The organism is Citrobacter sp. wls757 (assembly GCF_005280935.1).
GTDB classification, from domain to species: domain Bacteria; phylum Pseudomonadota; class Gammaproteobacteria; order Enterobacterales; family Enterobacteriaceae; genus Citrobacter; species Citrobacter portucalensis.
In genome coordinates this window covers 196,328-222,242 of sequence record NZ_SZWU01000049.1, presented here as the reverse complement: position 1 = coordinate 222,242, position 25,915 = coordinate 196,328, and the positions used below count along the sequence as shown (strand labels likewise).

The 25,915-nt window shown below is 53.5% G+C and carries 22 protein-coding genes and 1 tRNA gene; 19 read left to right on the top strand and 4 right to left on the bottom strand.

All coding sequences use genetic code 11. From position 1 onward, the window contains the following. From recJ to lysS, 3 genes are all read left to right on the top strand, one after another. Window positions 1–1,716: single-stranded-DNA-specific exonuclease RecJ (recJ, locus tag FDW94_RS13355; RefSeq protein ID WP_137377741.1), on the top strand; the 1,716-nt coding region annotated here is incomplete at its 5' end. 91 nt (window positions 1,717–1,807) lie between these two features. Beyond that, a protein-coding gene (prfB, locus tag FDW94_RS13350; protein WP_100194817.1) for a peptide chain release factor 2 occupies window positions 1,808–2,906 on the top strand; the annotation gives its coding sequence in 2 pieces (ribosomal slippage) (window positions 1,808–1,882 and window positions 1,884–2,906; 1,098 coding nt in all). Window positions 2,907–2,915: 9 nt separating this feature from the next. Next, a complete protein-coding gene (gene lysS, locus FDW94_RS13345; RefSeq protein WP_003026911.1) occupies window positions 2,916–4,433 on the top strand; it encodes a lysine--tRNA ligase in 1,518 nt (505 codons plus the stop codon). Between the two features lie 77 nt (window positions 4,434–4,510). Here lysS and idi read toward each other — a convergent pair whose 3' ends face one another. Further along, a complete protein-coding gene (gene idi, locus FDW94_RS13340; RefSeq protein ID WP_137377715.1) occupies window positions 4,511–5,065 on the bottom strand; it encodes an isopentenyl-diphosphate Delta-isomerase in 555 nt (184 codons plus the stop codon). 166 nt (window positions 5,066–5,231) lie between these two features. Here idi and actS point away from each other — a divergent pair, with 166 nt between their 5' ends. Next, the gene (actS, locus tag FDW94_RS13335; RefSeq protein ID WP_020996306.1) at window positions 5,232–5,990 is read left to right on the top strand and encodes an amidase activator ActS; all 759 of its coding nucleotides are present in this window, start codon (window positions 5,232–5,234) and stop codon (window positions 5,988–5,990) included. A gap of 79 nt (window positions 5,991–6,069) precedes the next feature. Continuing rightward, window positions 6,070–6,143, top strand: a tRNA-Gly gene (locus FDW94_RS13330). 34 nt (window positions 6,144–6,177) lie between these two features. Here the strand turns inward: FDW94_RS13330 and FDW94_RS13325 are convergent. Further along, window positions 6,178–6,714 carry a GNAT family N-acetyltransferase gene (locus FDW94_RS13325; protein WP_137377714.1) on the bottom strand — a complete coding sequence of 179 codons (537 nt, stop codon included), beginning with the start codon at window positions 6,712–6,714 and terminating at the stop codon, window positions 6,178–6,180. Window positions 6,715–7,530: 816 nt separating this feature from the next. Between FDW94_RS13325 and pgaA the strand changes: the two genes are divergently transcribed. The 6 genes from pgaA to FDW94_RS13295 all read left to right on the top strand — a co-directional run bounded on the left by pgaA (window position 7,531) and on the right by FDW94_RS13295 (window position 14,455). After that, window positions 7,531–9,993 carry a poly-beta-1,6 N-acetyl-D-glucosamine export porin PgaA gene (gene pgaA / locus FDW94_RS13320; protein ID WP_057067439.1) on the top strand — a complete coding sequence of 821 codons (2,463 nt, stop codon included), beginning with the start codon at window positions 7,531–7,533 and terminating at the stop codon, window positions 9,991–9,993. A gap of 9 nt (window positions 9,994–10,002) precedes the next feature. Beyond that, complete coding sequence (gene pgaB / locus FDW94_RS13315) at window positions 10,003–12,024, top strand: poly-beta-1,6-N-acetyl-D-glucosamine N-deacetylase PgaB (protein WP_048215612.1); 2,022 nt, start codon at window positions 10,003–10,005, stop codon at window positions 12,022–12,024. Next, entirely contained in the window at window positions 12,021–13,355 is a 1,335-nt protein-coding gene (gene pgaC / locus FDW94_RS13310) for a poly-beta-1,6-N-acetyl-D-glucosamine synthase (RefSeq protein ID WP_032944880.1), read from the top strand. Before pgaB ends, pgaC begins: the two co-directional genes overlap by 4 nt. Continuing rightward, on the top strand, window positions 13,352–13,858 hold the full coding sequence (gene pgaD / locus FDW94_RS13305) for a poly-beta-1,6-N-acetyl-D-glucosamine biosynthesis protein PgaD (RefSeq protein ID WP_003825542.1): 507 nt from the start codon (window positions 13,352–13,354) through the stop codon (window positions 13,856–13,858). Before pgaC ends, pgaD begins: the two co-directional genes overlap by 4 nt. Before the next feature lie 82 nt (window positions 13,859–13,940). Beyond that, window positions 13,941–14,171 (top strand): 4Fe-4S mono-cluster protein YjdI, encoded by a 231-nt coding sequence (gene yjdI, locus FDW94_RS13300; RefSeq protein WP_003825544.1) that lies wholly within the window; start codon window positions 13,941–13,943, stop codon window positions 14,169–14,171. A gap of 11 nt (window positions 14,172–14,182) precedes the next feature. Beyond that, a complete protein-coding gene (locus FDW94_RS13295; RefSeq protein WP_016157396.1) occupies window positions 14,183–14,455 on the top strand; it encodes a GNAT family N-acetyltransferase in 273 nt (90 codons plus the stop codon). 42 nt (window positions 14,456–14,497) lie between these two features. On the opposite strand, the gene FDW94_RS13290 is transcribed toward FDW94_RS13295, so the two are convergent. Further along, the gene (locus FDW94_RS13290; protein ID WP_003825551.1) at window positions 14,498–15,427 is read right to left on the bottom strand and encodes a LysR substrate-binding domain-containing protein; all 930 of its coding nucleotides are present in this window, start codon (window positions 15,425–15,427) and stop codon (window positions 14,498–14,500) included. Window positions 15,428–15,817: 390 nt separating this feature from the next. On the opposite strand from FDW94_RS13290, the gene FDW94_RS13285 reads away from it, so the two are divergent. The 7 genes from FDW94_RS13285 to FDW94_RS13255 all read left to right on the top strand — a co-directional run bounded on the left by FDW94_RS13285 (window position 15,818) and on the right by FDW94_RS13255 (window position 24,321). Then, window positions 15,818–16,423 carry an ankyrin repeat domain-containing protein gene (locus FDW94_RS13285; RefSeq protein ID WP_008785731.1) on the top strand — a complete coding sequence of 202 codons (606 nt, stop codon included), beginning with the start codon at window positions 15,818–15,820 and terminating at the stop codon, window positions 16,421–16,423. Window positions 16,424–16,549: 126 nt separating this feature from the next. After that, entirely contained in the window at window positions 16,550–17,338 is a 789-nt protein-coding gene (locus FDW94_RS13280) for a DUF2877 domain-containing protein (protein ID WP_137377713.1), read from the top strand. Continuing rightward, window positions 17,316–18,863, top strand: coding sequence for an acyl-CoA synthetase FdrA (gene fdrA, locus FDW94_RS13275; RefSeq protein ID WP_137377712.1), 1,548 nt, complete (start codon window positions 17,316–17,318; stop codon window positions 18,861–18,863). The genes FDW94_RS13280 and fdrA overlap by 23 nt, the downstream gene beginning before the upstream one ends. After that, window positions 18,863–20,281: a DUF1116 domain-containing protein gene (locus FDW94_RS13270; RefSeq protein WP_008785728.1), complete on the top strand. Its 1,419-nt coding sequence runs from the start codon at window positions 18,863–18,865 to the stop codon at window positions 20,279–20,281. Before fdrA ends, FDW94_RS13270 begins: the two co-directional genes overlap by 1 nt. Window positions 20,282–20,398: 117 nt before the next feature. After that, complete coding sequence (locus tag FDW94_RS13265) at window positions 20,399–21,949, top strand: hypothetical protein (RefSeq protein WP_003825560.1); 1,551 nt, start codon at window positions 20,399–20,401, stop codon at window positions 21,947–21,949. 26 nt (window positions 21,950–21,975) lie between these two features. Next, window positions 21,976–22,926, top strand: coding sequence for a carbamate kinase family protein (locus FDW94_RS13260; RefSeq protein ID WP_008785727.1), 951 nt, complete (start codon window positions 21,976–21,978; stop codon window positions 22,924–22,926). A gap of 12 nt (window positions 22,927–22,938) precedes the next feature. Then, entirely contained in the window at window positions 22,939–24,321 is a 1,383-nt protein-coding gene (locus FDW94_RS13255; RefSeq protein ID WP_137377711.1) for an amidohydrolase family protein, read from the top strand. Between the two features lie 45 nt (window positions 24,322–24,366). Here the strand turns inward: FDW94_RS13255 and FDW94_RS13250 are convergent, their stop codons facing one another. Continuing rightward, window positions 24,367–25,278 carry a nickel/cobalt efflux protein RcnA gene (locus tag FDW94_RS13250; RefSeq protein ID WP_137377710.1) on the bottom strand — a complete coding sequence of 304 codons (912 nt, stop codon included), beginning with the start codon at window positions 25,276–25,278 and terminating at the stop codon, window positions 24,367–24,369. A gap of 120 nt (window positions 25,279–25,398) precedes the next feature. Here FDW94_RS13250 and rcnR point away from each other — a divergent pair, with 120 nt between their 5' ends. Further along, the gene (gene rcnR, locus FDW94_RS13245; RefSeq protein ID WP_003825567.1) at window positions 25,399–25,671 is read left to right on the top strand and encodes a Ni(II)/Co(II)-binding transcriptional repressor RcnR; all 273 of its coding nucleotides are present in this window, start codon (window positions 25,399–25,401) and stop codon (window positions 25,669–25,671) included. Window positions 25,672–25,915: the final 244 nt, after the last annotated feature.

The following is a 25,915-nucleotide window of genomic DNA, read 5'->3' as shown; positions in this document are numbered from 1 at the left end:
CTTCGTCGGCGTGAAGCCGACGAGACAGCCGAGCTACCTGCCGACTTACCGCCGCTGCTGCGCCGTTTATACGCCAGTCGCGGTGTACGTAGCGCGCAGGAGCTTGAGCGTAGCGTCAAAGGAATGCTGCCGTGGCAGCATTTAAACGGTGTCGAAAAGGCGGTTGAGATCCTCTACAGCGCCTTTCGTGCGGGAACTCGCATCATCGTTGTTGGCGATTTCGATGCCGATGGCGCGACCAGCACGGCGCTAAGCATCCTGGCGATGCGCGCGTTGGGCTGCAGTAACGTTGACTACCTGGTGCCAAATCGTTTTGAGGACGGTTATGGTTTAAGCCCGGAAGTCGTTGATCAGGCCCATGCCCGTGGTGCTCAGCTGATTGTCACCGTAGACAACGGCATCTCGTCTCACGCGGGTGTCGAACATGCCAGAACGTTGGGGATCCCGGTCGTTGTGACCGATCACCACCTGCCAGGGGATACGCTGCCGGGCGCAGAGGCGATCATCAATCCTAACCTGCACGACTGTGAGTTCCCGTCGAAATCGCTGGCAGGCGTTGGTGTAGCCTTCTATCTGATGCTGGCGCTGCGCACTTTCCTGCGTGATAAAGGCTGGTTTGATGAGCGAGGCATTGCACCGCCGAACCTGGCGGATTTGCTCGATCTGGTTGCGCTTGGCACGGTGGCGGACGTGGTCCCGCTGGATGCCAATAACCGCATTCTGACGTGGCAAGGCTTAAGCCGTATCCGCGCCGGAAAATGCCGCCCAGGTATTAAAGCTCTGCTGGAGATTTCCAATCGCGACCCCCTAAAGCTGGCAGCCAGTGATTTAGGTTTTGCCCTCGGGCCACGGCTGAATGCGGCGGGGCGTCTGGACGATATGTCCGTTGGCGTAGCGCTGTTGCTGTGCGACAACATTGGTGAAGCGCGCGTGCTGGCCAATGAGCTGGACGCACTCAACCAGACGCGCAAAGAAATTGAGCAGGGTATGCAGGCCGAAGCGCTGACCCTGTGTGAAAAGCTGGAACGCAGTAGCGATACGCTTCCGGGCGGTCTGGCGATGTTTCACCCCGAGTGGCATCAGGGCGTTGTGGGGATTCTGGCATCGCGTATTAAAGAGCGATTCCATCGCCCGGTGATAGCATTTGCCCCGGCAGGTGACGGTACTCTCAAAGGCTCCGGGCGTTCGATTCAGGGGCTGCACATGCGCGATGCGCTGGAGCGCCTGGACACCCTTTATCCGGGCATGATCCTCAAGTTTGGCGGTCACGCCATGGCTGCGGGCTTATCGCTTGAAGAGGCACAGTTTGAGCGTTTCCAGCAGCGTTTTGGCGAACTGGTAACCGAGTGGTTGGATCCCGCCTTACTGCAAGGTGAAGTGGTGTCGGATGGCCCACTGAACGCGTCTGAGATGACCATGGAAGTCGCACAGATGCTGCGCGATGCCGGACCGTGGGGACAAATGTTCCCGGAACCGCTGTTTGACGGGCATTTCCGTTTGCTCCAGCAGCGTCTGGTCGGTGAGCGTCATCTGAAGGTGATGGTCGAGCCTGTTGGCGGCGGCCCACTGCTGGACGGTATTGCGTTTAACGTCGATACCAACTGCTGGCCGGACAACGGCGTGCGCGAAGTTCAGCTTGCCTACAAACTGGATATTAACGAGTTTCGCGGCAACCGTAGTTTGCAGATTATAATCGACAATATCTGGCCACTTTAGCGTCACTAATCGCTATAAAAAAGGGCGTGGATTAGTTACAATCCCGCTCTTATCACCGCATTTTGACTAGTCCAATAAAAGAAATCAGACAATGTTTGAAATTAATCCGGTAAATAACCGCATTCAGGACCTCACGGAGCGCTCTGACGTTCTTAGGGGGTATCTTTGACTATGATGCCAAGAAAGAGCGTCTGGAAGAAGTAAACGCCGAGCTGGAACAGCCAGACGTATGGAACGAACCCGAACGCGCGCAGGCGCTGGGTAAAGAGCGTTCTTCTCTTGAAGCCATCGTTGATACGCTCGATCAGATGAGCCAGGGCCTGGAAGATGTCTCCGGCCTGCTGGAACTGGCTGTAGAAGCCGACGACGAAGAAACCTTTAACGAAGCCGTAGCAGAACTCGACACGCTGGAAGATAAGCTGGCCCAACTGGAATTCCGTCGTATGTTCTCCGGTGAATATGACAGCGCAGATTGCTATCTCGATATTCAGGCAGGTTCTGGCGGTACGGAAGCGCAGGACTGGGCAAGCATGCTGATGCGCATGTATCTGCGTTGGGCTGAAGCGCGCGGCTTTAAGACTGAAATTATTGAAGAGTCTGAAGGTGAAGTGGCGGGTATTAAATCCGTAACCATCAGAATTGCTGGCGAATATGCGTACGGTTGGCTGCGTACTGAAACCGGCGTACACCGTCTGGTTCGTAAGAGTCCGTTCGACTCCGGCGGACGTCGCCATACGTCGTTCAGTTCTGCGTTTGTTTATCCGGAAGTTGATGATGATATTGATATCGATATCAACCCGGCGGATCTGCGTATTGACGTTTACCGTGCCTCCGGTGCGGGTGGTCAGCACGTTAACCGTACGGAATCTGCGGTGCGTATTACCCACATCCCGACTGGGATTGTGACGCAGTGTCAGAACGACCGTTCCCAGCACAAGAACAAAGACCAGGCCATGAAGCAGATGAAAGCGAAGCTTTATGAACTGGAAATGCAGAAGAAGAATGCCGAGAAACAGGCGATGGAAGACAACAAGTCAGATATCGGCTGGGGTAGCCAGATTCGTTCTTATGTCCTTGATGACTCCCGCATCAAAGATCTGCGTACCGGGGTTGAAACCCGTAACACGCAGGCGGTGCTGGATGGCAGCCTGGATCAATTTATCGAAGCAAGTTTGAAAGCAGGGTTATGAGGAACCAACATGTCTGAACAACACGTACAGGGCGCTGACGCGGTAGCCGACCTTAACAATGAACTGAAAACGCGCCGTGAGAAGCTGGCGAGCCTGCGTGAGCAGGGGATCCCGTTCCCGAACGATTTCCGTCGCGATCATACCTCAGACCAACTGCATGCTGACTTCGACGCAAAAGAAAACGAAGAGCTGGAAGCGCTGAACATTGAGGTATCCGTTGCTGGCCGTATGATGACCCGTCGTATTATGGGTAAAGCATCATTCGTTACGCTGCAGGACGTTGGCGGCCGTATTCAGCTGTACGTAGCTCGCGATGACCTGCCGGAAGGCGTCTACAACGAGCAGTTCAAAAAATGGGATCTGGGCGATATCCTCGGCGCGAAAGGTAAGTTGTTCAAGACCAAGACCGGTGAGTTGTCTATTCACTGCACCGAACTGCGTCTGCTGACCAAAGCGCTGCGCCCGCTGCCGGACAAATTCCACGGTCTGCAGGATCAGGAAGCGCGCTATCGTCAACGTTACCTGGATCTCATCTCTAACGATGAATCCCGCAATACCTTTAAAGTGCGTTCACAGATTATGGCTGGCATCCGTCAGTTCATGGTTGCTCGTGGCTTTATGGAAGTAGAAACCCCGATGATGCAGGTGATCCCTGGCGGTGCGGCAGCGCGTCCGTTCATCACCCATCATAACGCGCTGGATCTGGATATGTACCTGCGTATCGCGCCGGAACTGTACCTCAAGCGTCTGGTGGTTGGCGGCTTCGAACGCGTATTCGAAATTAACCGTAACTTCCGTAACGAAGGCATCTCTGTTCGCCATAACCCAGAGTTCACCATGATGGAACTCTACATGGCTTATGCGGACTACAAAGATCTGATCGAACTGACCGAATCGCTGTTCCGTACGCTGGCGCAGAACGTTCTGGGAACGACTGAAGTGCCTTACGGTGAAGAAGTCTTCGACTTCGGTAAACCGTTCGAAAAACTGACCATGCGCGAAGCGATTCAGAAATACCGTCCGGAAACCAACATGGCCGATCTGGATAACTTCGACTCTGCAAAAGCGATTGCTGAATCTATCGGCATCAAAGTTGAGAAGAGCTGGGGTCTGGGCCGTATCGTGACCGAGATCTTTGAAGAAGTTGCGGAAGCGCACCTGATTCAACCGACCTTCATTACCGAGTACCCGGCAGAAGTTTCTCCGCTGGCGCGTCGTAATGACGAAAACCCGGAAATCACTGACCGCTTCGAATTCTTCATCGGCGGACGTGAAATCGGTAACGGTTTCAGCGAGCTGAACGACGCGGAAGATCAGGCGCAGCGCTTCCAGGATCAGGTTAACGCTAAAGATGCGGGTGATGACGAAGCAATGTTCTATGACGAAGACTACGTTACCGCTCTGGAACACGGTCTGCCGCCGACTGCGGGTCTGGGCATTGGTATCGACCGTATGGTTATGCTGTTCACCAACAGCCACACTATCCGCGACGTGATCCTGTTCCCGGCGATGCGCCCGGTTAAGTAAGATGTGAAATGCCGGATGGCGGCTGACGCCTTATCCGGCCTACGATTCGTTATGTAGGCCAGATAAGCGTAGCGCCATCAGGCAATAATTTGTTGGCAGTAATTCCGCAACAGCGCACGCGCTTCTTTGTCTGCAACCTGCATTACCATCCACGGGCTAAAAGCCCACGGCGTCGCGTCAATCCCGCTTAAGACATCCTCAAGACTGCTCCACTGGCAATCCATCACTTCATCTGGGTTTAGCTGTAGCGGACTCACGATATGTGCGGCATAAACCGGGCACACTTCGTTTTCCACAATTCCACTCGGGTCTGTAGCGCGATAACGAAAGTCAGCATACACGGGGCTGAGCGAGTCGATGTCTGCACCCAGTTCGAAGCGAGCCCGGCGGACAATAGCGGCTTCGTGGGTTTCACCCAACTGCGGGTGACCACAGACAGAGTTGGTCCAGACGCCAGGCCAGGCTTTTTTGTGCAGCGAGCGGCGGGTGACCAGCAGGTGGCCCAGCTCGTTAAATATCCAGCACGAGAAAGCGGAATGCAGGGGGGTTGTGGCGGTATGCGCCGCATATTTTTCCAGCGTTCCGCAGGGTTGGTCCTGCTCATTCAATAAAATGACATGTTCCTGTCGCATAGCGTCCACCATCAATCTTAAGCACCCATATTATATGCTTAATTACGTCAGATTGATTAACAGAGGGTGTGAAATGCCAGGGCCGACGGTTCGTTGCGCGATATGATTTGGCATCCGGTTTCTGGCTGCTATGATAAAGCGTCTGAAAATGTTGCGAGGTATTGTTTTGAGTGCAGGACGCCTGAAGAAAAATGGCCTGGGTATCGTGATGTTGCTGTGCGTCGGTCTGCTGTTAGCAGGGTGTTCCGGGAGCAAGTCGTCTGATACAGGAAGTTATTCCGGCTCCGTGTATACCGTGAAGCGGGGGGATACGCTATACCGTATTTCGCGCGCTACCGGGACCAGCGTGAAAGAGATCGCCCGCCTGAATAATATTTCACCGCCCTATACCATTGAAGTAGGGCAAAAACTGAAGGTCAGCGGTGGCGCGAAAACCAGTTCTAACTCTGGCAAAACAACCAAGAAATCCTCAACCAAAACGGCAGCTGTCAGACCGTCTTCGTCCGTACCGCAGTCTTCCTGGCCTCCGGTAGGGCAACGTTGCTGGCTGTGGCCTGCCAGCGGTAAGGTGATCCTGCCTTATTCAACCGCGGACGGCGGCAACAAGGGCATTGATATCTCGGCTGCGCGCGGTACACCGATTTATGCCGCCGGCGCCGGGAAGGTGGTTTACGTCGGTAATCAGCTGCGGGGCTATGGTAATCTCATCATGATTAAGCACAGTGAGGACTACATCACTGCGTATGCGCATAATGACACCATGCTGGTGAACAACGGTCAAAACGTGAAGGCCGGGCAGAAAATCGCGACGATGGGCAGCTCGGATGCGACTACGGTGCGGCTGCATTTCCAAATCCGCTACCGGGCGACGGCTATCGATCCGCTGCGTTATTTGCCACCGCAGGGCAGTAAGCCAAAATGCTGACGGTGATTTAATCGCCAGTCAGTCGGTTAGTCCCTTGCCAAGAAGAGCGTAAGGTTTATAATCCCTTACGCACTTTGATGCGGGCGTAGTTCAATGGTAGAACGAGAGCTTCCCAAGCTCTATACGAGGGTTCGATTCCCTTCGCCCGCTCCAAAAATTCTCTCCCTGTAGTTAATCCTTAAAAACGTTAGATAGCGACACCGGAATCCGGTGGTAGCGTGCCGTTACCTTCACCCAGATTACGTTGTAGCAATACCGTGTCGAGCCATAGCCCATGTTTGAAGCCAATGTTTTTCAGTGTGCCGATTTGCGTAAATCCGGCCTGCTGATGGACTTTTAACGATCCCTGATTATTGCTGTCGCCGACGATGGCAATCAGTTGCCGATAACCCTGTGCTTCAGCCCAGCCAATCACATGACGCAGTAAGGCTTTTCCTACACCCTGACGCTGAGCCGTTGGAGCAATATAAATCGAATCCTCAAGGGTATAGCGGTAGGCATAGCGCTCGCGGTAGCGGGTGAGGTAGCAATACCCGATGACCTTATCTTCCTGCAGAGCGACGACCCACGGCAGCCCGAGGCTGCGGATTTTTTCCAGACGAGCAAGCATCTCGTGTGCATCCGGCGGGTCGGTTTCAAAGCTGCCGGTACCGTGAAGAACATGATGTGCATAGATATCGCGTATGGTGAGGATGTGCTTTTCTTCTGCGTTAACGATTTTCATTGACCGGCTCCCATTGGCGTCTTTGCCCAGATTACCTGAAAGACTGAGGGGAAGGTAAGTGCAAAAAATTATGCTTCTATCAGTTGCTTGTAATGCAAATAGGCTTGCATATTGTAAGGGGAAATAATTGATTGTGGTTGATATTGTCAATAGTACGCAAGGTTGGTAAATATATTAACAGGTAGAGTAATACACAATTATTCACGCACGTATTTGATTGAGTTTCCAAATACCAATTATGGTAGGTTTCGAAAAATGATAAATAAAGTTGTTTGATTTCAACGCATTGTTACTGTATCTAATTCTTCTTGTGCCTGTACCCTTATTTTCATTTCATTGGCCCTGTTTGAGCCCTAAAAATTAAGTTATATTTTGTTGTTAGCAGAGAGCCTATTATCAGATTTTTCTCTATTCACCTCTCAAAATAGTTACCATGCAAACAGTTGCGCGGTGTAGCTATGCTAACCAGCAATAGTAAGCATCGTCACATGATGTCACCGGGCAAACTTTGTTTAAATCCAGAATTCAATCCCAAGAGTATTAGGATTATTTAGTCTAAAATACTTTTTTGCCTAAGACTTTTCTTATTGCGTAGCCACGAACTACATGGAGTGATAAAATTCCCGAGTTTATGCCTCCTGTCCAACGATTAGAGGACGCGGTGCGGGTAGTCAATAAGACGAAAGAATTAATTGCTTCATAACCCTATTACGAAATAAGCGGCAGTGCATCTTACATGGTCGGCAACTGTCAGGGATTGACCGTAACTTATTGAAAACGCTTATTTTTACTCTGATGTAAGATATAAGGGCAGATATGTTCAGTATGCGTCGACATGCCAACTTCATTAAACGTTTTAAGTCTGTAAGCTGTTTATTTACGGCAAGCATTCTTTTCCCTATGCAAATCTCTGCTGCGGTATCAGATTATGATGCTTTGGTTATTGAAGCGCGGGGGGGGAATAGTGCGCCACTATTGCGCTACCTTGAGGATCAGGGAAAGAAAAGTGCGCTAACGCCAAATCAGGTTGCCGACTGGCTGCAAGTTTCTGGTTGGGTTGAGAACAACGATAAAACAACCATTCAAATCTGGCAGCGGTATCGTGGGCAGATGGATGTGCCTGCGCGCGGCAAAGTCGCCGCTGCACGTGCGTACCGTAACCAGAAAAACTGGAATGATTCATTGGCGGTGTGGGAAAGCGTTTTACAGGAAGAGCCTGATAACGTGGATGTACGCACCGGCTGGATAATGACGTTGGCGGATGCGCGCTACAACCAACAAGCCCTTACTGAAGCGAATAAATGGGCGCAGGCGCATCCGGGCGCAGACTCCGACGCACTGCTTGCCTACGTATATCATTCTCAGGGGAAAAACTGGGATGCACTGTTGGTTGCCAGCCAGGCGGATGATGTTGATCCAGGCAACAAAAATGCAAAATCCACGCTGCTATCTGCGCTGTCGGCGAACCGCGTTTCCGGACCCGCTTTAAATATGGCGGAGGTCGTTCCCACTGCTGATCCAGTGAAGCGCCGTCTTGAGCTTGATGCGGCGGCTGAAATGGTACGCTCCTCCTATACGTCCGCACGTAATGAAGAAGAACGGTTTATCGTGGCCGATAAAGCGCTGGCCCGTTATGACCAGTTGCTGGCGGCCTGGAAAGATGAGCCGTCTGCGCAGAATGATGTCCGTCGGGCGAGAATTGACCGTATGGGTGCCTTGTTGGTGCGTAAGCGTACTGCCGAAGTGATTGATGAGTATGAGTCCCTTTCTGCAAGCGGCGAAGTACCAAACTATGCAAAACGCTGGGTGGCATCAGCATGGTTAAGCGAACGTCAGCCGGAAAAAACCGAAGCGATGCTGGCGAGCATTTACTACCCGAATGGACCTATCCCGGTGACGCCGCTCAGTCCTGAGGATCAACAAGATCTGTTCTACGCGCACATTGATAATGAAAACTTCGATGCTGCCAAAAAACAAGTTGATGATTTGATCAAAGAGAGTCCGTATCTGCGGCGTATCTATGGCTCGCCAACGCCGCAGCCTAACGATAACTGGCTGCTCGGACAGTCGCTACTGACGCAATATCATATCGCTGCCAATGAACTGCCAGAGGCAGAAAAGCTCGCAGAGCATCTGGCACGAACAGGCTCTGGTAACCAGGGATTGCGCATATCTTATGCCTCTGTGCTTGAAGCGCGTGGATTGCCGCATGCGGCGGAGAAAGAGCTTAAGCTGGCGGAAGTCATTGAGCCAAGCAACCTGGAGCTGGAACGTCAGCAGGCTTACGTTGCACTGGATCTTCAGGAGTGGAAACAGGCAGATGAACTGACGGATGACGTTATTGCCCGTAGCCCGGATGATGAAGCGACGCTGCGCCTCGCGCGTATTCGTGATGTCCACAAAATGTCGGAAGTGCGCATTAGCGGTACGCAGGGGATCTCGTCCGATAGCCCGGTCAGCGGTAAGAATGACTTCAACATCAACACGGCTATTTACAGTCCGCCGATTAATGACAACTGGCGACTGTTTACCGGATTCAACTTTGCTACCGGTGAATTTGAGGAAGGGAAGGGCATCAGCCGCGATCTGGCGGCGGGTGCAGAATGGACTTCCCGCGATTACTGGGCGGAAATGGAAGTGTCAGGCCGAAATTATGGCGATGGTCAGAAGATTGGCGGGCGTCTATCCGGCTGGCATGACTTTAATGACAACTGGCGCGTTGGTGGGTCAGCCGAACGCCTCTCTCGCAATACCCCGTTGCGCGCGCTGCGTAGTGGCGTGTATGCCAACGGCGGCGATATGTTTGTTCGCTGGTATCAAAACGAACGACGTGAATATCAACTGTCGTTTGCCGCATCACATTTCTCGGACGGTAACGATCGCATCGAATATGGACTCAGCGGAAAAGAGCGCATGTGGACCACGCCGCGCTTCACGCTGGACTTTACGCCGGGTATCGGCGGGAGCACCAACACCAAAGAGAATGTGCCGTATTACAACCCGAAGAGTGATTTTTCCGTTGTCCCTGGCCTGAGCGCAGAGCAGGTTCTTTACCGCCACTATGATACCGTCTGGACGCAGCAAGGTCTGGCTGGCGTAGGTGGCTACTGGCAGCAAGGTGAAGATGCAGGCGCTATCGTCCAGGTGGGATACGGCCAACGGCTTAAATGGAACAACGTCGTAGACGGCGGGGTGATGCTGATTTGGGATAAACGCCCCTATGACGGTAAACGTGAGCGGAATATCTCCCTCGCTTTCGATTTAAATGTCAGGTTTTAAGGATTGTTCATGCTGAAAAGATGCCTGTGGCTTAGCGCATTAATCGCTGGCTGGTTGATGATTACCGCGTGCAGCAGCGCGCACAATACAACGCCTCGCTATGTTCCTCCCGCAGAGAGAACGCCGCTGACGGCGGATCATCCGTGGCCGAAAAATAGCTTTCTGGTGCTCGGCTACCATGATGTGGAGGATGGTGCAGCCGACCAGCGCTACCTCTCTGTGCGTACCAGCGCGTTGAGCGACCAAATGGCCTGGCTGCGTGATAATGGCTATCAGCCGATCAGCGTGCAGCAAATTCTGGACGCCCATGACGGTAAAATTGTACTGCCGGAAAAAGCGGTATTACTCACCTTTGACGACGGATATAGCAGTTTTTATACCCGCGTCTGGCCATTGCTGAAAGCCTATAACTGGCCTGCGCTATGGGCGCCTGTAGGCAGTTGGGTTGATGCGCCAGCCAACAAAAAAGTCGATTTTGGCGGCTTAATGACCGCGCGAGACAAATTCGCCACCTGGAAAATGGTCGAAGAAATGGGCAAGTCGCCGTTGGTAGAAGTCGGTGCGCACACCTGGAACTCGCACTTTGGCGCTGAGGCCAACCCGCAGGGGAGTAAAGAGCCCGCTGTGGCGAACCGCCTGTATGATAAGAAAACCGGCACTTACGAAACGGACGAACAGTACACGCGACGTATAAACACGGATATCTCTCTGATCACTAACAAGATCAAAGCGGTGACCGGCAAATCGCCGCGCGCGTGGGTATGGCCTTACGGCGCAGCCAACGGTACAACGTTAAACCTGGCCAAAGAGCATGGCTATAAGATGGCCTTTACGCTTAATGAAGGGTTGGCAAATGCCGCGTTTCTCGATGATATTCCGCGCGTGCTGATTTCTGATAACCCATCCCTTAAGCGCTTTGCCAGTCAGGTCGCTCAGGTCCGTGAACCACAGACGATGCGCGTGATGCATGTCGATCTGGATTACGTGTATGACAAAGACCCTGCTCAGCAGAAGCGAAATATCGATAAGCTGATCCAGCGCGTTTATGACATGCGTATTTCTCATGTCTTCCTGCAAGCGTACGCCGATCCGCAGGGCGACGGGAATATTCGCGAACTCTATTTCCCCAACCGCTGGCTGCCGATGCGTGCCGATCTCTTTAACTATATCTCCTGGCAGTTACAAACGCGGGCAGGGGTGACGGTGTATGCCTGGATGCCGGTTCTGGCTTTCGATCTCGACGCGTCCATTCCACGCGTAACCGCATGGGATCCGAAAACGGGACGCACTGCTATCAATCACGAGAACTATGTTCGTCTCTCGCCCTGGGACAGCGAAGCGCGCAAACGCATCACTGAAATCTATGAAGACCTGGCGAAGCACGCCAGCTTCAAAGGTATTTTGTTCCATGACGATGCTTTCCTGACGGATTTTGAAGATGCGTCACCGGAGGCGTTAGCCGCCTACCGTGCCGCAGGGCTTCCGGGCAGTATCGAGCAAATACGTAATAATCCTCAGGCGTTCGAGCGCTGGACTCGCCTGAAAAGTAAGATGCTGATTGACTTCACCAAACAACTGACCCGGACGGTGCGTAATATTCGCGGTCCACAGGTGCAAACTGCGCGCAATATTTACGCCATGCCGGTACTGGAGCCTGAAAGTGAAGCCTGGTTTGCACAAAACCTGAATGATTTCCTCAATACCTATGACTGGACGGCGCCGATGGCGATGCCATTCATGGAACAGATCCCGGCCAATGATGCCAACGCATGGCTTGACCGACTGGTGAATGCCGTTGCACAAACCCCTGGGGCGCTGGATAAAACCGTGTTTGAACTGCAGGCACGAGACTGGCGTAAATCCGGGGATCAGGCTGAAATCAGCGGAAAACAAATAGCCGAATGGATGCGCCAGCTGAAATTAAGCGGTGCAGGTAACTACGGCTATTACCCGGATGATTTCATCAGCGACAAACCTGAGATGTCAGAGATTCGCTCGACGTTCTCCTCATACTGGTATCCGCAAAAATGACCGATCGCATTATTGCTTTCCTGATACTTTGCCTGATGTTCAGCCTGCCGTTTGGCGTGGCTGTCATCTTCACAGGTGAAGTGATGTTGAACTTCGTCTTCTTCTGGCCTTTGTTCATGTCTGCTTTGTGGATAAGCGGCGGGGTCTATTTCTGGTTTTACCGTGAACGTCACTGGAAATGGGGAGATGACACGCCACCACCGACCCTGCCGGGGAATCCACTGGTGTCCATTCTGATCCCCTGTTTTAACGAAGGGATCAACGCGCGTGAAACCATTGAGGCAGCACTGGCACAGCGATATAAGAATATCGAAGTGATCGCCATCAACGATGGTTCGACGGATGACACTCACGACGTGCTGGAACAACTGGCAGTGGAATACCCCAGCCTGCGGGTGATTCATCTGGCTGAAAACCAGGGTAAAGCGCTGGCGCTCAAGACCGGTGCAGCCGCTGCGCGCAGTGATTACCTGGTGTGCATTGATGGCGATGCGTTACTGGATCGTGATGCCGTTGCCTATATTGTGGCTCCTCTGATCCAGTTCCCGCGCGTTGGTGCAGTGACGGGGAACCCGCGTATTCGAACCCGCTCTACGTTAATCGGTCGTGTGCAGGTCGGTGAGTTCTCTTCCATTATCGGCTTAATTAAGCGTACTCAGCGAGTCTATGGGCAGATCTTTACCGTTTCCGGCGTAGTTGCGGCGTTTCGTCGTCGCGCGTTGGCCGAGGTCGGTTACTGGAGCCCGGACATGATCACCGAAGATATCGATATCAGCTGGAAGCTGCAATTGCGCCACTGGTCGGTATTCTTTGAGCCGCGCGCACTGTGCTGGATCCTGATGCCTGAAACATTAAAAGGGCTATGGAAGCAGCGTTTGCGCTGGGCGCAGGGTGGTGCAGAGGTGTTTATCGTTAACATGCGTCGTCTGTGGTCGTGGGAGTTCCGCCGCATGTGGCCGCTGTTTCTTGAGTTCTGTTTTTCTACCGCCTGGTCGTTTGCCTATGCGATCAGTATCGTGCTGTTCCTGTTAGGGCTGATGATCCCGATGCCGGACTCGCTGTATGTACAGCATCTGTTCCCGCCAGCCTTTACCGGACTTATTCTCGGTGTGGTCTGCTTAATACAGTTTGCGGTGAGTCTGATGATTGAACGACGCTATGAAAAAGGCATTGGCGCCTCGTTGTTCTGGATTATCTGGTTCCCGGTGGTGTACTGGATGCTAAGCCTGTTCACTACGCTGGTGGCTTTCCCGAAAGTGATGCTTAAACGCAAACGCGGCAGGGCGCGCTGGGTGAGTCCTGACCGTGGAATTGGGAGGATCGAATCATGAACCAGCCACTGATCTTCACGGAGCGGCGTTTGCTGCCGCGCATCATCGATGTGTTGTTGACGGCCATCGCATGGGTTGGATTTATCTATTTGATATATAAAGGGCTGATCACAGCCCTGGCGCATTCACCGTATATGGGGGTGCGACCCTTTTTCACCACGCTGGATACGGTCACGTTTTATATCCTTGTCGCCCTGGTCAACGGCCTGGTGCTGATTGGCTGGGCGAAGTACAACCAGTTTCGTTTTCGGGTCGAACGCCGCAGTCGCAGACCCGGGCTTGAAGACCATGAGCTGGCAGAAAGTTTGCGTATTACCCGGGAGCTGGTTACGGAACTGAACAAGGCGAGGGTGCTGACGGTCCACCATCATGAGAATGGCGAAATCAGTCATATCGATGTGGACAGGGATATTGCCGATAACCGCCTCCCGCCGCCGACGCCTGCGATGCTGGAGTATTTGCCGCCAGAGCCGCAGCCGTCGATACAGAAAAAGCCTGAATGATATTTCTGCTTTCAGCCGCTTCCTTCAGCCTCGCATAGGTCTATGATTAGACCCAGACAATAAAAAAATGCGAGGCAATGTCGTGGATAAGGAACTACTGGATGCAGGTTACCGGGCCTATACCGGCGAGAAGATTGACGTCTACTTCAACACGGCGATGTGTCAGCATTCGGGCAATTGCGTGCGGGGAAGCGCGAAGCTGTTTAACCTGAAACGTAAACCGTGGATTATTCCGGATGAAGTGGACGTTGCCACGGTCATCAAGGTCATCGATACCTGTCCGAGCGGTGCGCTGAAATATCGCCAAAAATGAGTGAGGGAAGCATGGAAATTCTTGCAGGCCATAACAAGTTTTATGTCAATGATGCTGAGGGCAACCAGGTTGCCGAGATTGTTTTCGTGCCGACGGGCGAGCATCTGAGCATCATTGAACATACCGATGTCGATCCCAGTCTGAAAGGTCAGGGCGTCGGCAAACTGCTGGTGGCGAAAGTGGTAGAGAAGATGCGCGCTGAAAACCGCAAAGTTATTCCGCTGTGCCCGTTTGCCAAACATGAATTTGATAAAACCCGCGAGTACGACGATATCCGCGCCTGATTATCTTATATGCACTGGAAGGTATAACAGCCATCCGGTGCATCACGCTCGATGCAGTAAATCCTGATAAATCCCCGTCAGTATCCCTTGCGGGCCAAACTCTTTTTTAATCCACTGAGTGACACGACCGGTTGCCGAATGCTGGGTTGCCAAAAGCATTCGTGAATCCTGACGTGGGTTGTGGATCTGCCGTGTCACCAGCAACGACTTTTCCATCGCCTCGCGCACCATATAGTCTGGCAGAAAACCGATGCCCTCCCCCAGGATCTGGCACTGGCACTTGGTATTAAAATCGGGAACCAGAATCGACTCTTGACCGTGTAACAGCCAACCGACTTTTTTGTTGATGGTGTGCGCGGTGTCTTCCACCATGATGTTCGGGTACAGGCGTAGTTGGCTCTCAGAGATGGGTTCAGGCATAAACGCCAGCGGATGATCCGGGGCAATCGCGAACGACCAACGGATCGCGCCGATCTCGGTGTAATCAATTCCGCCGCCGTCCAGTAATGTATCGGGCGCGCCAATGGCGATATTGGCCAGGTTATTGATGATCGAATCCCAGACGCCGTTATACACCTCTGTAGTGACGGTTATCTGGCAGGTTGGAAACTGTTTCTTGAGTACCTGCAGCAGCCTCGCCGTATGTTGAGGGGTATACAACAGCTGGTTAATGCAGATGCGCACCCGAGCCTCAATTCCCTGAGCGATGGTATCAATGCTGCGCTTGATGGCGTGGAAATCGTTGAGCAGGTCGGTCGCCTTGCGAAACAGGTAACGCCCGGACTCGGTCAGCTCAATGCTGCGAGTACTGCGGGTAAACAGCACCACGTCGAGACCCATTTCCATGCGCTTAATGGTGTAACTAATTGCCGATGTGGTTAAGCCAAGCTCCTCCGCTGCCTTGCTGAAACTGCTATAGCGGGCAGCCATCGTAAATGCCAGTAGGTTTTCCTCGGTAAATATTGAATTCATCTTTCTTCCCTCCGGCGACAATGCGCATCCGCAACACGATGATTGTTGAATGTATTTGTAATCCTTATACAGAGCAATCAGTTTTGAACAGAATTTAACACTAGTTTTACATTTGATTTGAAGGCAATCACACTTCTGTATTTTAATTGCAGGCCGCTATCCGTGCAGCATACCGCCTGATTTTCCGGACTACTGATTAGTGGCTAAAAGGGCCCCAGCCATAAGGGAAAGATTGCACTACAGCACGTTTTGTCCTCATTGTTAAAATTGATTCAATAATCGATGCATTAACGATGAATGAAATTTAAGCGGATGTTATTCTCTGCACTCTGTTGCTATTCTCAGGTTATCGGATATTTAAAAAGTCTAAAAAACTGCAGGAGAGCGATTATGTCAGAGAAAGAACTCATTACTGAATTTCTGCTGGCGGCAGAACAGGGCAATGCCGATGGATTAAAATCCTGTCTGGCAAAAAATGTGGATATTAACGCCACTAACCGCCAGGGGCGTACTGCCATTATTATTGCCAGCCTGAATAAACATTATGACTGTGTTTCTTTATTGATTGCTGCGGGTGCCGATATTAATAAACAAGATCAAACTTGTTTTAACCCTTTCCTGATTAGCTGCCTGACTAATGATTTAACGCTGTTGCGTACGGTATTACCGGCTGACCCCGACCTCAATTGCCTGAGCCGTTTTGGCGGCGTTGGTATTACACCTGCCAGCGAAAAAGGTCATGTCGAGATCGTGCGCGAACTACTGCTGCGTACCGATATCAATGTCAACCATACTAATTTTGTTGGCTGGACGCCGCTCCTGGAAGCCATCGTGCTAAATGACGGCGGTGCGAAGCAGCAGGAGATCGTTAAGCTGCTGCTCGACCATGGCGCAAACCCGCACATGACGGATAAATACGGTAAAACCCCGCTGGAACTGGCGCGAGAGAAAGGGTACCACGAAATTGCCGAGCTGCTGATTGCGGCCGGAGCCTGACACAGGAGCGCCATTATCGCTACGCCATCACGGCGATGCGTACGGGCGCTAACCGCAGACAGCGCGTTTCTCACTTTCCGGGGAACGGGACGGGTTGAACAGGTTTTTTCCCACGCGGTAAACCTGTTGATACCCGAACAGCAGCGGCTGCTGACGTTACTGAGTGAAGATTGTGATAACGCACCTAACAGCTGTCGGTTGGCGCTGACGCATTGTGAAGACCTGTTTCACCCCGGTGAGCGGGTCAATTTTAGCGGGTCGGGAATAGTTGTTGGCAATGATAAATGGATAGAAACCGCCGGTTGCCAGCTGTGGCGAATACCACGGTGGACATCTGATGCAGCAAGCCTTACCGCAGTCGGCTGGCAGTACTGGGAAGAGGTTATCCGCCAACAGCTAAGAAGCGACGACACATTATTTCTGTACCGGGGTGACAATCCGTTTTATCAGGAAATCACCCGTCAATTACTCAACCGCCGACAAACATTACTGACGGCGTTGCGTACAGGAGAAAATATTACTACGGCGGTCAGCCATTTAATTGGTTTAGGGATAGGGCTGACGCCCTCATCGGATGATTATTTAGTAGGCTTAAGCACCATTTTATTTATTCCCGGACATCCGCTGAGGAAATATAGAGATGATTTTTTAGCGGCATTGCAACGTGCAGGAAATAATACAACGCTACTTAGCAAAATAACGCTAGAGGAAGCATTTAATCAGCGTTATCGGGAAAGCATCGGACGGCTGCTGAACCAATTTATTACTGAGCAACAACTCGTTTCTACGCAATATATTACTGACATTAAAAATATCGGTTCAAGTTCTGGCTGCGACATGCTGTATGGCATGGCGGATGCCTGCGCCCTGAGCCACAGGTCCGGAGGGAATTATGTCGATCAGGATAGTTGTTAAAAAGAACACGTATTTTGATTCTGTCTCACTGATGTCTATCTCCACGCGCGCAAATAAGCTCGATGGCGTTGAGCAGGCGTTTGTGGCTATGGCGACAGAGATGAATAAGGGCGTGCTGAAGAATCTCGGCCTGCTGACGCCTGAGCTGGAAGAGGCGAAAAGTGGCGATCTGATGATTGTCATTAAAGGTGCCAGCGAGGCGGTGAATGACCAAACGCTGATGGCGATTGACGATCTGTTTACGCATAAAGAGCAGGGTGGCCAGCATGAATCGCGCTATGCCACGCTTGCCAGCGCGAAGAAGCATGTTCCTGAGAGCAATCTGGCGGTGATCTCGGTCAATGGCCTGTTTGCCGCGCGTGAAGCGCGCCAGGCGCTGCAAAATAACCTCAATGTGATGCTGTTCTCTGACAACGTCTCTCTTGAGGACGAGCTGGCGCTTAAGCAGCTGGCGCATGAAAAAGGACTGTTGATGATGGGGCCAGATTGCGGAACCGCCATCATTAACGGCGCGGCGCTGTGTTTTGGCAACGCGGTGCGTCGCGGCAACATCGGAATTATTGGTGCCTCCGGTACCGGTAGCCAGGAGCTGAGCGTACGCATTCACGAGTTTGGCGGCGGAATTTCCCAGTTGATTGGCACAGGTGGACGCGATCTGAGTGAAAAGATTGGCGGCCTGATGATGCTTGACGCGATTGGCATGCTGGAGGCCGATCCGCAAACTGAGATCATCGCACTTATCTCCAAACCGCCTGCGCCAGCGGTGGCGCGCAAGGTGCTGGAACGTGCGCGCGCCTGTCATAAGCCCGTGGTAGTGTGTTTCCTCGGACGTGAAGCCGCGCCTGCGGATGAAAAAGGCCTGCAGTTTGCCCGCGGTACTAAAGAGGCGGCGTTGAAAGCGGTACTGCTGACCGGCGTGAAAAAAGAGAGTCTGGATCTGCATCCGCTCAACTGGCCGCTGATTGAAGAGGTTCGCGCCCGTCTGACCCCGCAACAAAAGTACATCCGTGGCTTGTTCTGTGGCGGCACGTTGTGCGATGAGGCGATGTTTGCTGCCATGGAAAAACATGCCGAAGTTTACAGCAACATTCATCCGGATCCGGCATTCCGCCTGAAAGATCTCAACCGCAGCGTGGCGCATACCTTCCTCGATTTCGGTGATGACGATTTTACCAATGGCAAACCGCACCCGATGATCGATCCCACCAACCGTATTAGTCGTCTGTTACAGGAAGCGCGCGATCCTGAAGTTGGCGTGATCGTGATGGACTTCGTCCTTGGATTTGGATCGCATGAAGATCCGGTTGGCGTGATGCTCGATGCGATCGTTGAAGCCAAAGCGATCGCCGCCGCAGACGGTCGTCCGCTTGAGATCCTCGGCTATGTGCTGGGAACCGATCTTGATACGCCGTCGCTGGAAAAACAGTGTCAGATGCTGACCGACGCCGGGGTTATCTGGGCGAGCAGTAGCACCAACACCGGATTGCTGGCGCGTGAATTTATCTGTAAAGGGGAGGAAGCCTGATGAGCCAGACACTGTTTAACCAGCCGCTGAACGTGATTAACGTTGGCATCGCAATGTTCAGCGATGACCTGAAAAAGCAGAACGTACCGGTGACCCAGCTCGACTGGACGCCGCCGGGCCAGGGCAACATGCAGGTGGTAGCGGCACTGGACGACATTGCCGATTCACCGTTGGCAGACAAAATCGCGGCCGCTAACCAGCAGGCGCTGGAACGCATTATCCAGTCGCATCCGGTGCTAATTGGCTATGACCAGGCGATCAACGTCGTGCCGGGCATGACCCGTAACACCATCCTGCACGCCGGGCCGCCAATCCGCTGGGAAAAAATGTGCGGCGCAATGAAGGGGGCGGTAACCGGGGCACTGGTCTTTGAAGGGCTGGCGAAAGATCTGGATGAAGCCGCCGAACTGGCCGCCTCGGGTGAAATCATCTTCTCTCCGTGCCACGAGCATGACTGTGTCGGCTCGATGGCGGGCGTGACGTCGGCATCGATGTTTATGCACATCGTCGAGAACAAAACCTATGGCAACCGCGCATATACCAATATGAGCGAGCAGATGGCGAAGATCCTGCGCATGGGCGCGAACGATCAGAGCGTTATCGATCGTTTGAACTGGATGCGCGATGTGCTGGGACCGATGCTGCGCGACGCTATGAAACTGGCGGGCGAAATCGATCTGCGCCTGATGCTGGCGCAGGCATTGCACATGGGTGATGAGTGCCATAACCGCAACAACGCCGGGACGGCGCTGCTGATTCAGGCGCTGACGCCGTGGATTATTCAGACCGGCTATCCGGTTGAGCAGCAACGTGAGGTGTTCGAGTTCGTCCTCAGTAGTGATTACTTCTCCGGACCGACCTGGATGGCGATGTGTAAAGCCGCAATGGACGCTGCACACGGTATTGAATACAGCACCGTGGTGACGACGATGGCGCGCAATGGCGTTGAGTTCGGTCTGCGCATTAGCGGCTTACCGGGCCAGTGGTTTACCGGTCCGGCACAGCAGGTGATTGGGCCGATGTTTGCGGGCTACAAGCCGGAAGATTCCGGACGTGATATCGGCGATAGCGCGATCACCGAAACCTACGGCATTGGCGGTTTCGCGATGGCGACGGCACCGGCCATCGTAGCGCTGGTGGGCGGTACGGTCGAAGAGGCCGTTGATTTCTCTCGCCAGATGCGTGAAATCACTCTCGGCGAAAACCCCAACGTCACCATTCCACTGCTTGGTTTTATGGGCGTACCGACCGCTATCGATATTACGCGCGTAGGCAGCACCGGCATTCTGCCGGTGATCAACACCGCTATTGCGCACAAAGACGCGGGGATCGGCATGATCGGCGCCGGAATAGTTCACCCGCCGTTCGCCTGTTTTGAAAAGGCGATCCTCAACTGGCGCGACCGCTACTGCCAATAACAATAACCGGGGCTAACGCGGTTAGCCCCACAGTAGCGAAGCGAAAAACGTTGCTTACCTGCAGGGCTGGGCGATCTCCGCGATCGCAAATGATGCTTAACCTGTTAAGGATATTCCATGAACAGCATAAAACTAGAATGGAAACGTGGTGACTGGGCGGCTTACTTTGGGCTGATGACCAACAACCTGACTAACCTGCTGACAATGATGGGGCTGCTCATTTTTGTCGTCGGGATCCCTACCGAAATTGTCTATGGTCGCATTGCGCCTGCCTTTGGTCTGGCGGTGCTGGTGGCCAGCGTCTGCTACGCCTGGTTTGGCCTGCAGATGGCAAAGCACACCGGGCGTAACGACGTAACGGCGCTGCCGTCCGGACCGAGTGCACCGTCAATCTTCACCGTGACCTTCCTGGTGCTGATGCCGGTTTATCAGCAAACCAAAGATGCCAACTTCGCTATCCAGATAGCCCTGGTGTGGTGCTTTGTCGAAGCGTTGATCCTGGTCGGCGGCTCCTTCCTGGGCGAGACCATCCGCAAGATGATCCCGCGTACGGTACTGCTTTCTTGTCTGTCCGGCCTGGGGCTGTTGCTGCTGGCGATGAACCCGATGCTGCAGGCATTCGAAGCGCCGACCGTCTCTTTCATCGTCCTGTTGCTGATCTTCATTAACTGGTTCGGTAAGAAGCCGATTTTTGCCCGTATTCCTACCGGTTTGCTGCTGCTGATTGCCGGTACGGCCCTGGCGTGGATCTCCGGTTTACAAAGCCCGGAAGCCATTAAAGCTTCGATGTCTTCCTTTGGCTTCAACCCGCCGGAAATTCATGTCGACAGCTTCTTGCAAGGTTTACCGCACGCACTGCCGTATCTGGCTTCTGCAGTTCCTTTGGGCCTGGCGAACTATATTTTTGACCTTGAGAACATTGAAAGTGCGCACGCGGCGGGCGATGAGTACAACACCCGTAAGGTCATGATGGCGAACGGCTTTGCCTCCATGCTCGGCTGCATGCTGGGTAACCCGTTCCCGGTGACCGTATATGTTGGGCATGCGGGCTGGAAAGCGATGGGCGCCAGCATCGGCTATACCCTCGCTTCAGGCATCACCATGTTCCTGGTGCCGCTGTTTGGGCTGGGCGCGTTTATGCTCGCCATTATTCCGATGACCGCGATAGTGCCGATTCTGGTGTTTATCGGCGTGGTGACCGCCAACCAGGTGGTGCGAGAAACGCCCAAAGTCGAGGTTCCCGTTATCTTCATCTGTCTGTTCCCGTGGATCGCCAACTGGGCATTGACCATCGTCAACAGCGTGATGGGTGCCGCCGGAACATCCGCGGGGAAACTGGGTAGTGACTTGCTGCACAGCAAAGGTGTCTATTACGACGGACTGGTGCATCTGGGAAGCGGCGCACCGCTGGCCAGCATGCTGTGGGGCTGCGTCGCTATCTTCGCCATTATGAACAAGCCGTTACGCGGCGCGATTGCCGCAGCCTTTGGCGCGCTGTTATCGCTGTTTGGCGTGATTCACTCCCCGGCGGTTGGCTTTGCGGAAGGCAGCTCGATGATGTTTGTTGTGGCCTACCTGATGATGAGCGGCATGTTTGTCCTCAAGCATGTTCTTGATAGCCGTGAAGCGGTGACTGCGCCTGAGCAGGAACCAACGAAAACGACCTGAATTGCCTGCAAGCGGAAGATAACACTATGAAAGAACTTGTGGTCGTTGCCATTGGCGGCAACAGCATTATCAAAGATAACGCCAGCCAGTCGATTGAACACCAGGCTGAAGCGGTGAAAGCGGTAGCGGATACGGTGCTGGAGATGCTGGCATCGGACTACAACATTGTGCTGACGCACGGTAACGGGCCACAGGTAGGGCTGGATCTGCGGCGTGCGGAAATCGCGCACGAGCGTGAAGGGCTGCCGCTTACCCCGCTGGCAAACTGCGTTGCCGATACGCAGGGCGGTATCGGTTACCTGATCCAACAGGCGCTGAATAACCGTCTGGCGCGGCGCGGTGAGCAGAGGGCAGTTACGGTGGTCACGCAGGTGGAGGTCGACAAAAACGATCCAGGCTTCGCTAATCCGACCAAGCCCATTGGAGCGTTCTTTAGCGAAGTGCAGCGTGATGAACTGCAGCGGGTCAATCCGGGCTGGCGCTTTGTTGAGGATTCGGGGCGCGGCTACCGTCGGGTAGTCGCCTCTCCACAACCGAAGCGCATTGTCGAGGCGGAGGCGATCAAAACGCTGACCCAGCAAGGCTTTGTGGTTATTGGCGCGGGCGGCGGCGGGATCCCGGTGGTGCGTAGCGATCAAGGGGATTACCAGAGCGTGGACGCGGTGATTGATAAAGATCTCTCCACGGCGCTACTGGCGCAGGAGATCCGCGCCGACATTTTGGTGATCACCACCGGCGTCGAGCAGGTCTGTATTCATTTTGGCAAACCCAACCAGCAGGCGCTGGATACGGTGGATGTTGCAACGATGACCCGTTACATGCAGGAGGGACATTTCCCGCCTGGCAGCATGTTACCCAAGATCGTTGCCAGCCTGGCGTTTCTGGAGCGTGGCGGTAAACGAGTGATCATCACCACGCCGGAATGCCTGCCTGCCGCACTGCGCGGCGAAACGGGCACCCATATTGTCCATTCCTGAGAGGAGACGTGAATGAAGGAAAGTAACAGCCGTCGTGAGTTTTTAAGCCAGAGCGGAAAAATGGTGACCGCTGCCGCGCTGTTTGGCGCGGTCGCTCCGGTCGCGTATGCTGCTAATCCTGTCGGGAACACCTGCGGGTCGAAGGGCACAATGACGATTAACGATAAACACTATTACCTGGATAACCTCCTGCTGGAAGCGGGCTTTGATTACGAAAACTCGGTGGTGGTGCACACCCGTACCGCGCTGCAAACCGTTGAAATCCAGGACGGAAAAATCGTTGCGCTGCGCGAGAATAAGCAGCATCCGGATGCGACGCTGCCTCACTATGATGCGGGTGGAAAGCTGATGCTGCCCGCCATGCGCGACATGCACATCCATCTGGATAAAACCTTTTACGGCGGTCCCTGGCGTTCGCTGAACCGTCCGGCTGGCACCACTATTCAGGATATGATCCGCCTGGAACAAAAGCTGCTGCCTGAACTCCAGCCTTATACGCAGGAGCGTGCGGAAAAGCTGATCGATCTGCTGCAATCAAAAGGCACTTCGATCGCCCGCAGCCACTGCAACATAGAACCGGTTTCCGGGCTGAAAAATCTCGAAAACCTGCAGGCGGTACTGGCGCGTCGTCAACCGGGTTTTGCCTGTGAAATCGTGGCATTTCCGCAGCATGGCCTGCTGTTATCAAAATCTGAACCGCTGATGCGCGAAGCGATGCAGGCGGGAGCGCATTACGTCGGCGGTCTGGACCCAACCAGCGTCGATGGGGCGATGGAAAAATCCCTCGACACCATGTTCCAGATTGCGCTGGATTACGATAAAGGCGTAGATATCCATCTGCATGAAACCAGTCCGGCGGGTGTGGCGGCGGTGAATTACATGGTAGAAACGGTGGAGAAAACGCCGCAGCTAAAGGGCAAACTGACCATCAGCCACGCTTTTGCGCTGGCAACGCTGAACGAGCAGCAGGTTGACGCGCTGGCGACCCGTATGGCGGCGCAGCAGATTACAATTGCCTCGACGGTGCCGATTGGCACGCTGCATATGCCGCTCAAACAGCTGCGAGACAAAGGCGTGGAGGTGATTACCGGCACCGACAGCGTGATTGACCACTGGTCGCCGTACGGGCTGGGAGACATGCTGGAGAAGGCGAATCTGTACGCCCAGCTCTATATTCGCCCCAATGAGCTTAACCTGTCGCGTGCGCTGTTTCTTGCCACCGGCGATGTGCTGCCGCTAAACGATAAAGGTGAGCGCGTCTGGCCAAAAGCGCAGGATGAAGCCAGCTTTGTACTGGTGGATGCCTCCTGTTCGGCGGAAGCGGTCGCGCGAATTTCCCCACGCATCGCGACCTTCCATAAAGGGCAACTGGTGTGGGGGAATGTCGAAAGCTAGCCTGGTTTTACGCGTAGCGGCAAGCGCTGCTGCGCTCTCTTGGTGTTAACCGACGATCCCCATATAGCCGTGAATCCCCATATATAAGCCGACCATCGCAATGAGCACACTGGAAAAATAGGGGGCTTTGCGTGCCATCGTGTTAAATCCGCTCCAGCGTTTGGCCGCCTGCTGCACGCTGATTGCAGCTCCCACGCCCACCGTTACCAGCGTCAGCGCCAGCCCGAGGCTGAAGCACAGCACCATGGTCGCACCCAGCGTGAAGGCTTTGAGCTGGATGCAAATCAGCAGCACCGTAATGGCGGCTGGGCACGGGATAAGCCCGCCGGTCAGACCGAACAGTAATATTTGGCCGTTGGTGACCTCTTTGCCCGCAAAGCGGCGCTGAATATCAGTGGCATGCGCCCGTTCGTGGGCATCCTGATACTCTTTCGAGCCTTCGGTGAGTCCTGCCAGTGCGGCATGGTCGTGATTATGCTCGTGTTCGTGATGATGATGGTGATGATCGTCATCGTGGTCATGATGATGGTCGTCATGATCATGGTGGTGGTGATGCTCGTGATTGTGGTGGTGATGCTCGTGATTGTGGTCGTGATGCGTCTGGGCCAGCCAGTTCTGCTCTCCCTGCCAGGTTCGCCAGAACATCCAGAATGCGGTTCCGAGAATAATAATCGCCGAGACAAACTGCAGCCATGGCTCAACGGCCTGGGCAGTAAACGCTTTGCTGATATACATCCCACCGAGCGCAATCAGCCATACCACGGCGGTATGCGACAGCGTTGCTGCCAGCCCCAGCATCACCGCCTGTTTGATGGTCCCCTTAATGGCAATAATAAAGGCCGCCATCATCGTCTTGGAATGCCCCGGTTCCAGACCGTGCAACACACCCAATAGAATCGCGCTGGGAATGAAAAACCAGGCGTTGCCTTGCTGAAGAAGCGTAGAAAACTCACCCATGAGAATGATTCTTAGTTGTTTAATTTCGCCTGATTCTACTCCCCCCCAGTATTAAATACTACCCCCCAGTAGAATGTCGATGGTATTGTCCCTACAGCCAGACGTTAAAAAGGTAAAGTTATGTCACATACGATCCGCGACAAACAAAAGCTGAAAGCCCGAACCAGCAAGATTCAGGGGCAGGTAGCGGCGTTGAAAACCATGCTGGATGAACCGCATGAATGCGCGGCAGTATTGCAGCAAATAGCGGCGATCCGCGGGGCAGTAAACGGATTAATGCGTGAAGTGATTAAAGGTCATCTGACCGAGCACATTGTGCATCAGGGCGATGAAATTAAGCGCGAAGAGGATTTGGATGTGGTCCTGAAAGTGCTGGATTCGTACATCAAATAAGTCAGTTTAACGGCTCATCCACGTTCAATACTGTCCAGTTAAGCATGTAGGGTGAACATGTGATTCTTTCTCAGGGTTCCGTTCACCTCAGCAGTGTTATTTTTCTGAAGCATTGATACCCGTGAACGTGTAAAGGGCGTTCTTCGCCACGCCCTTTACAATCCCGGCTCCCGGCGGGAAAATTGCCGCTCCGCGGTCCCCTCCGCTTATTCCTCCAGGCTACCGGGTCGGGCGCGAGGAAGCA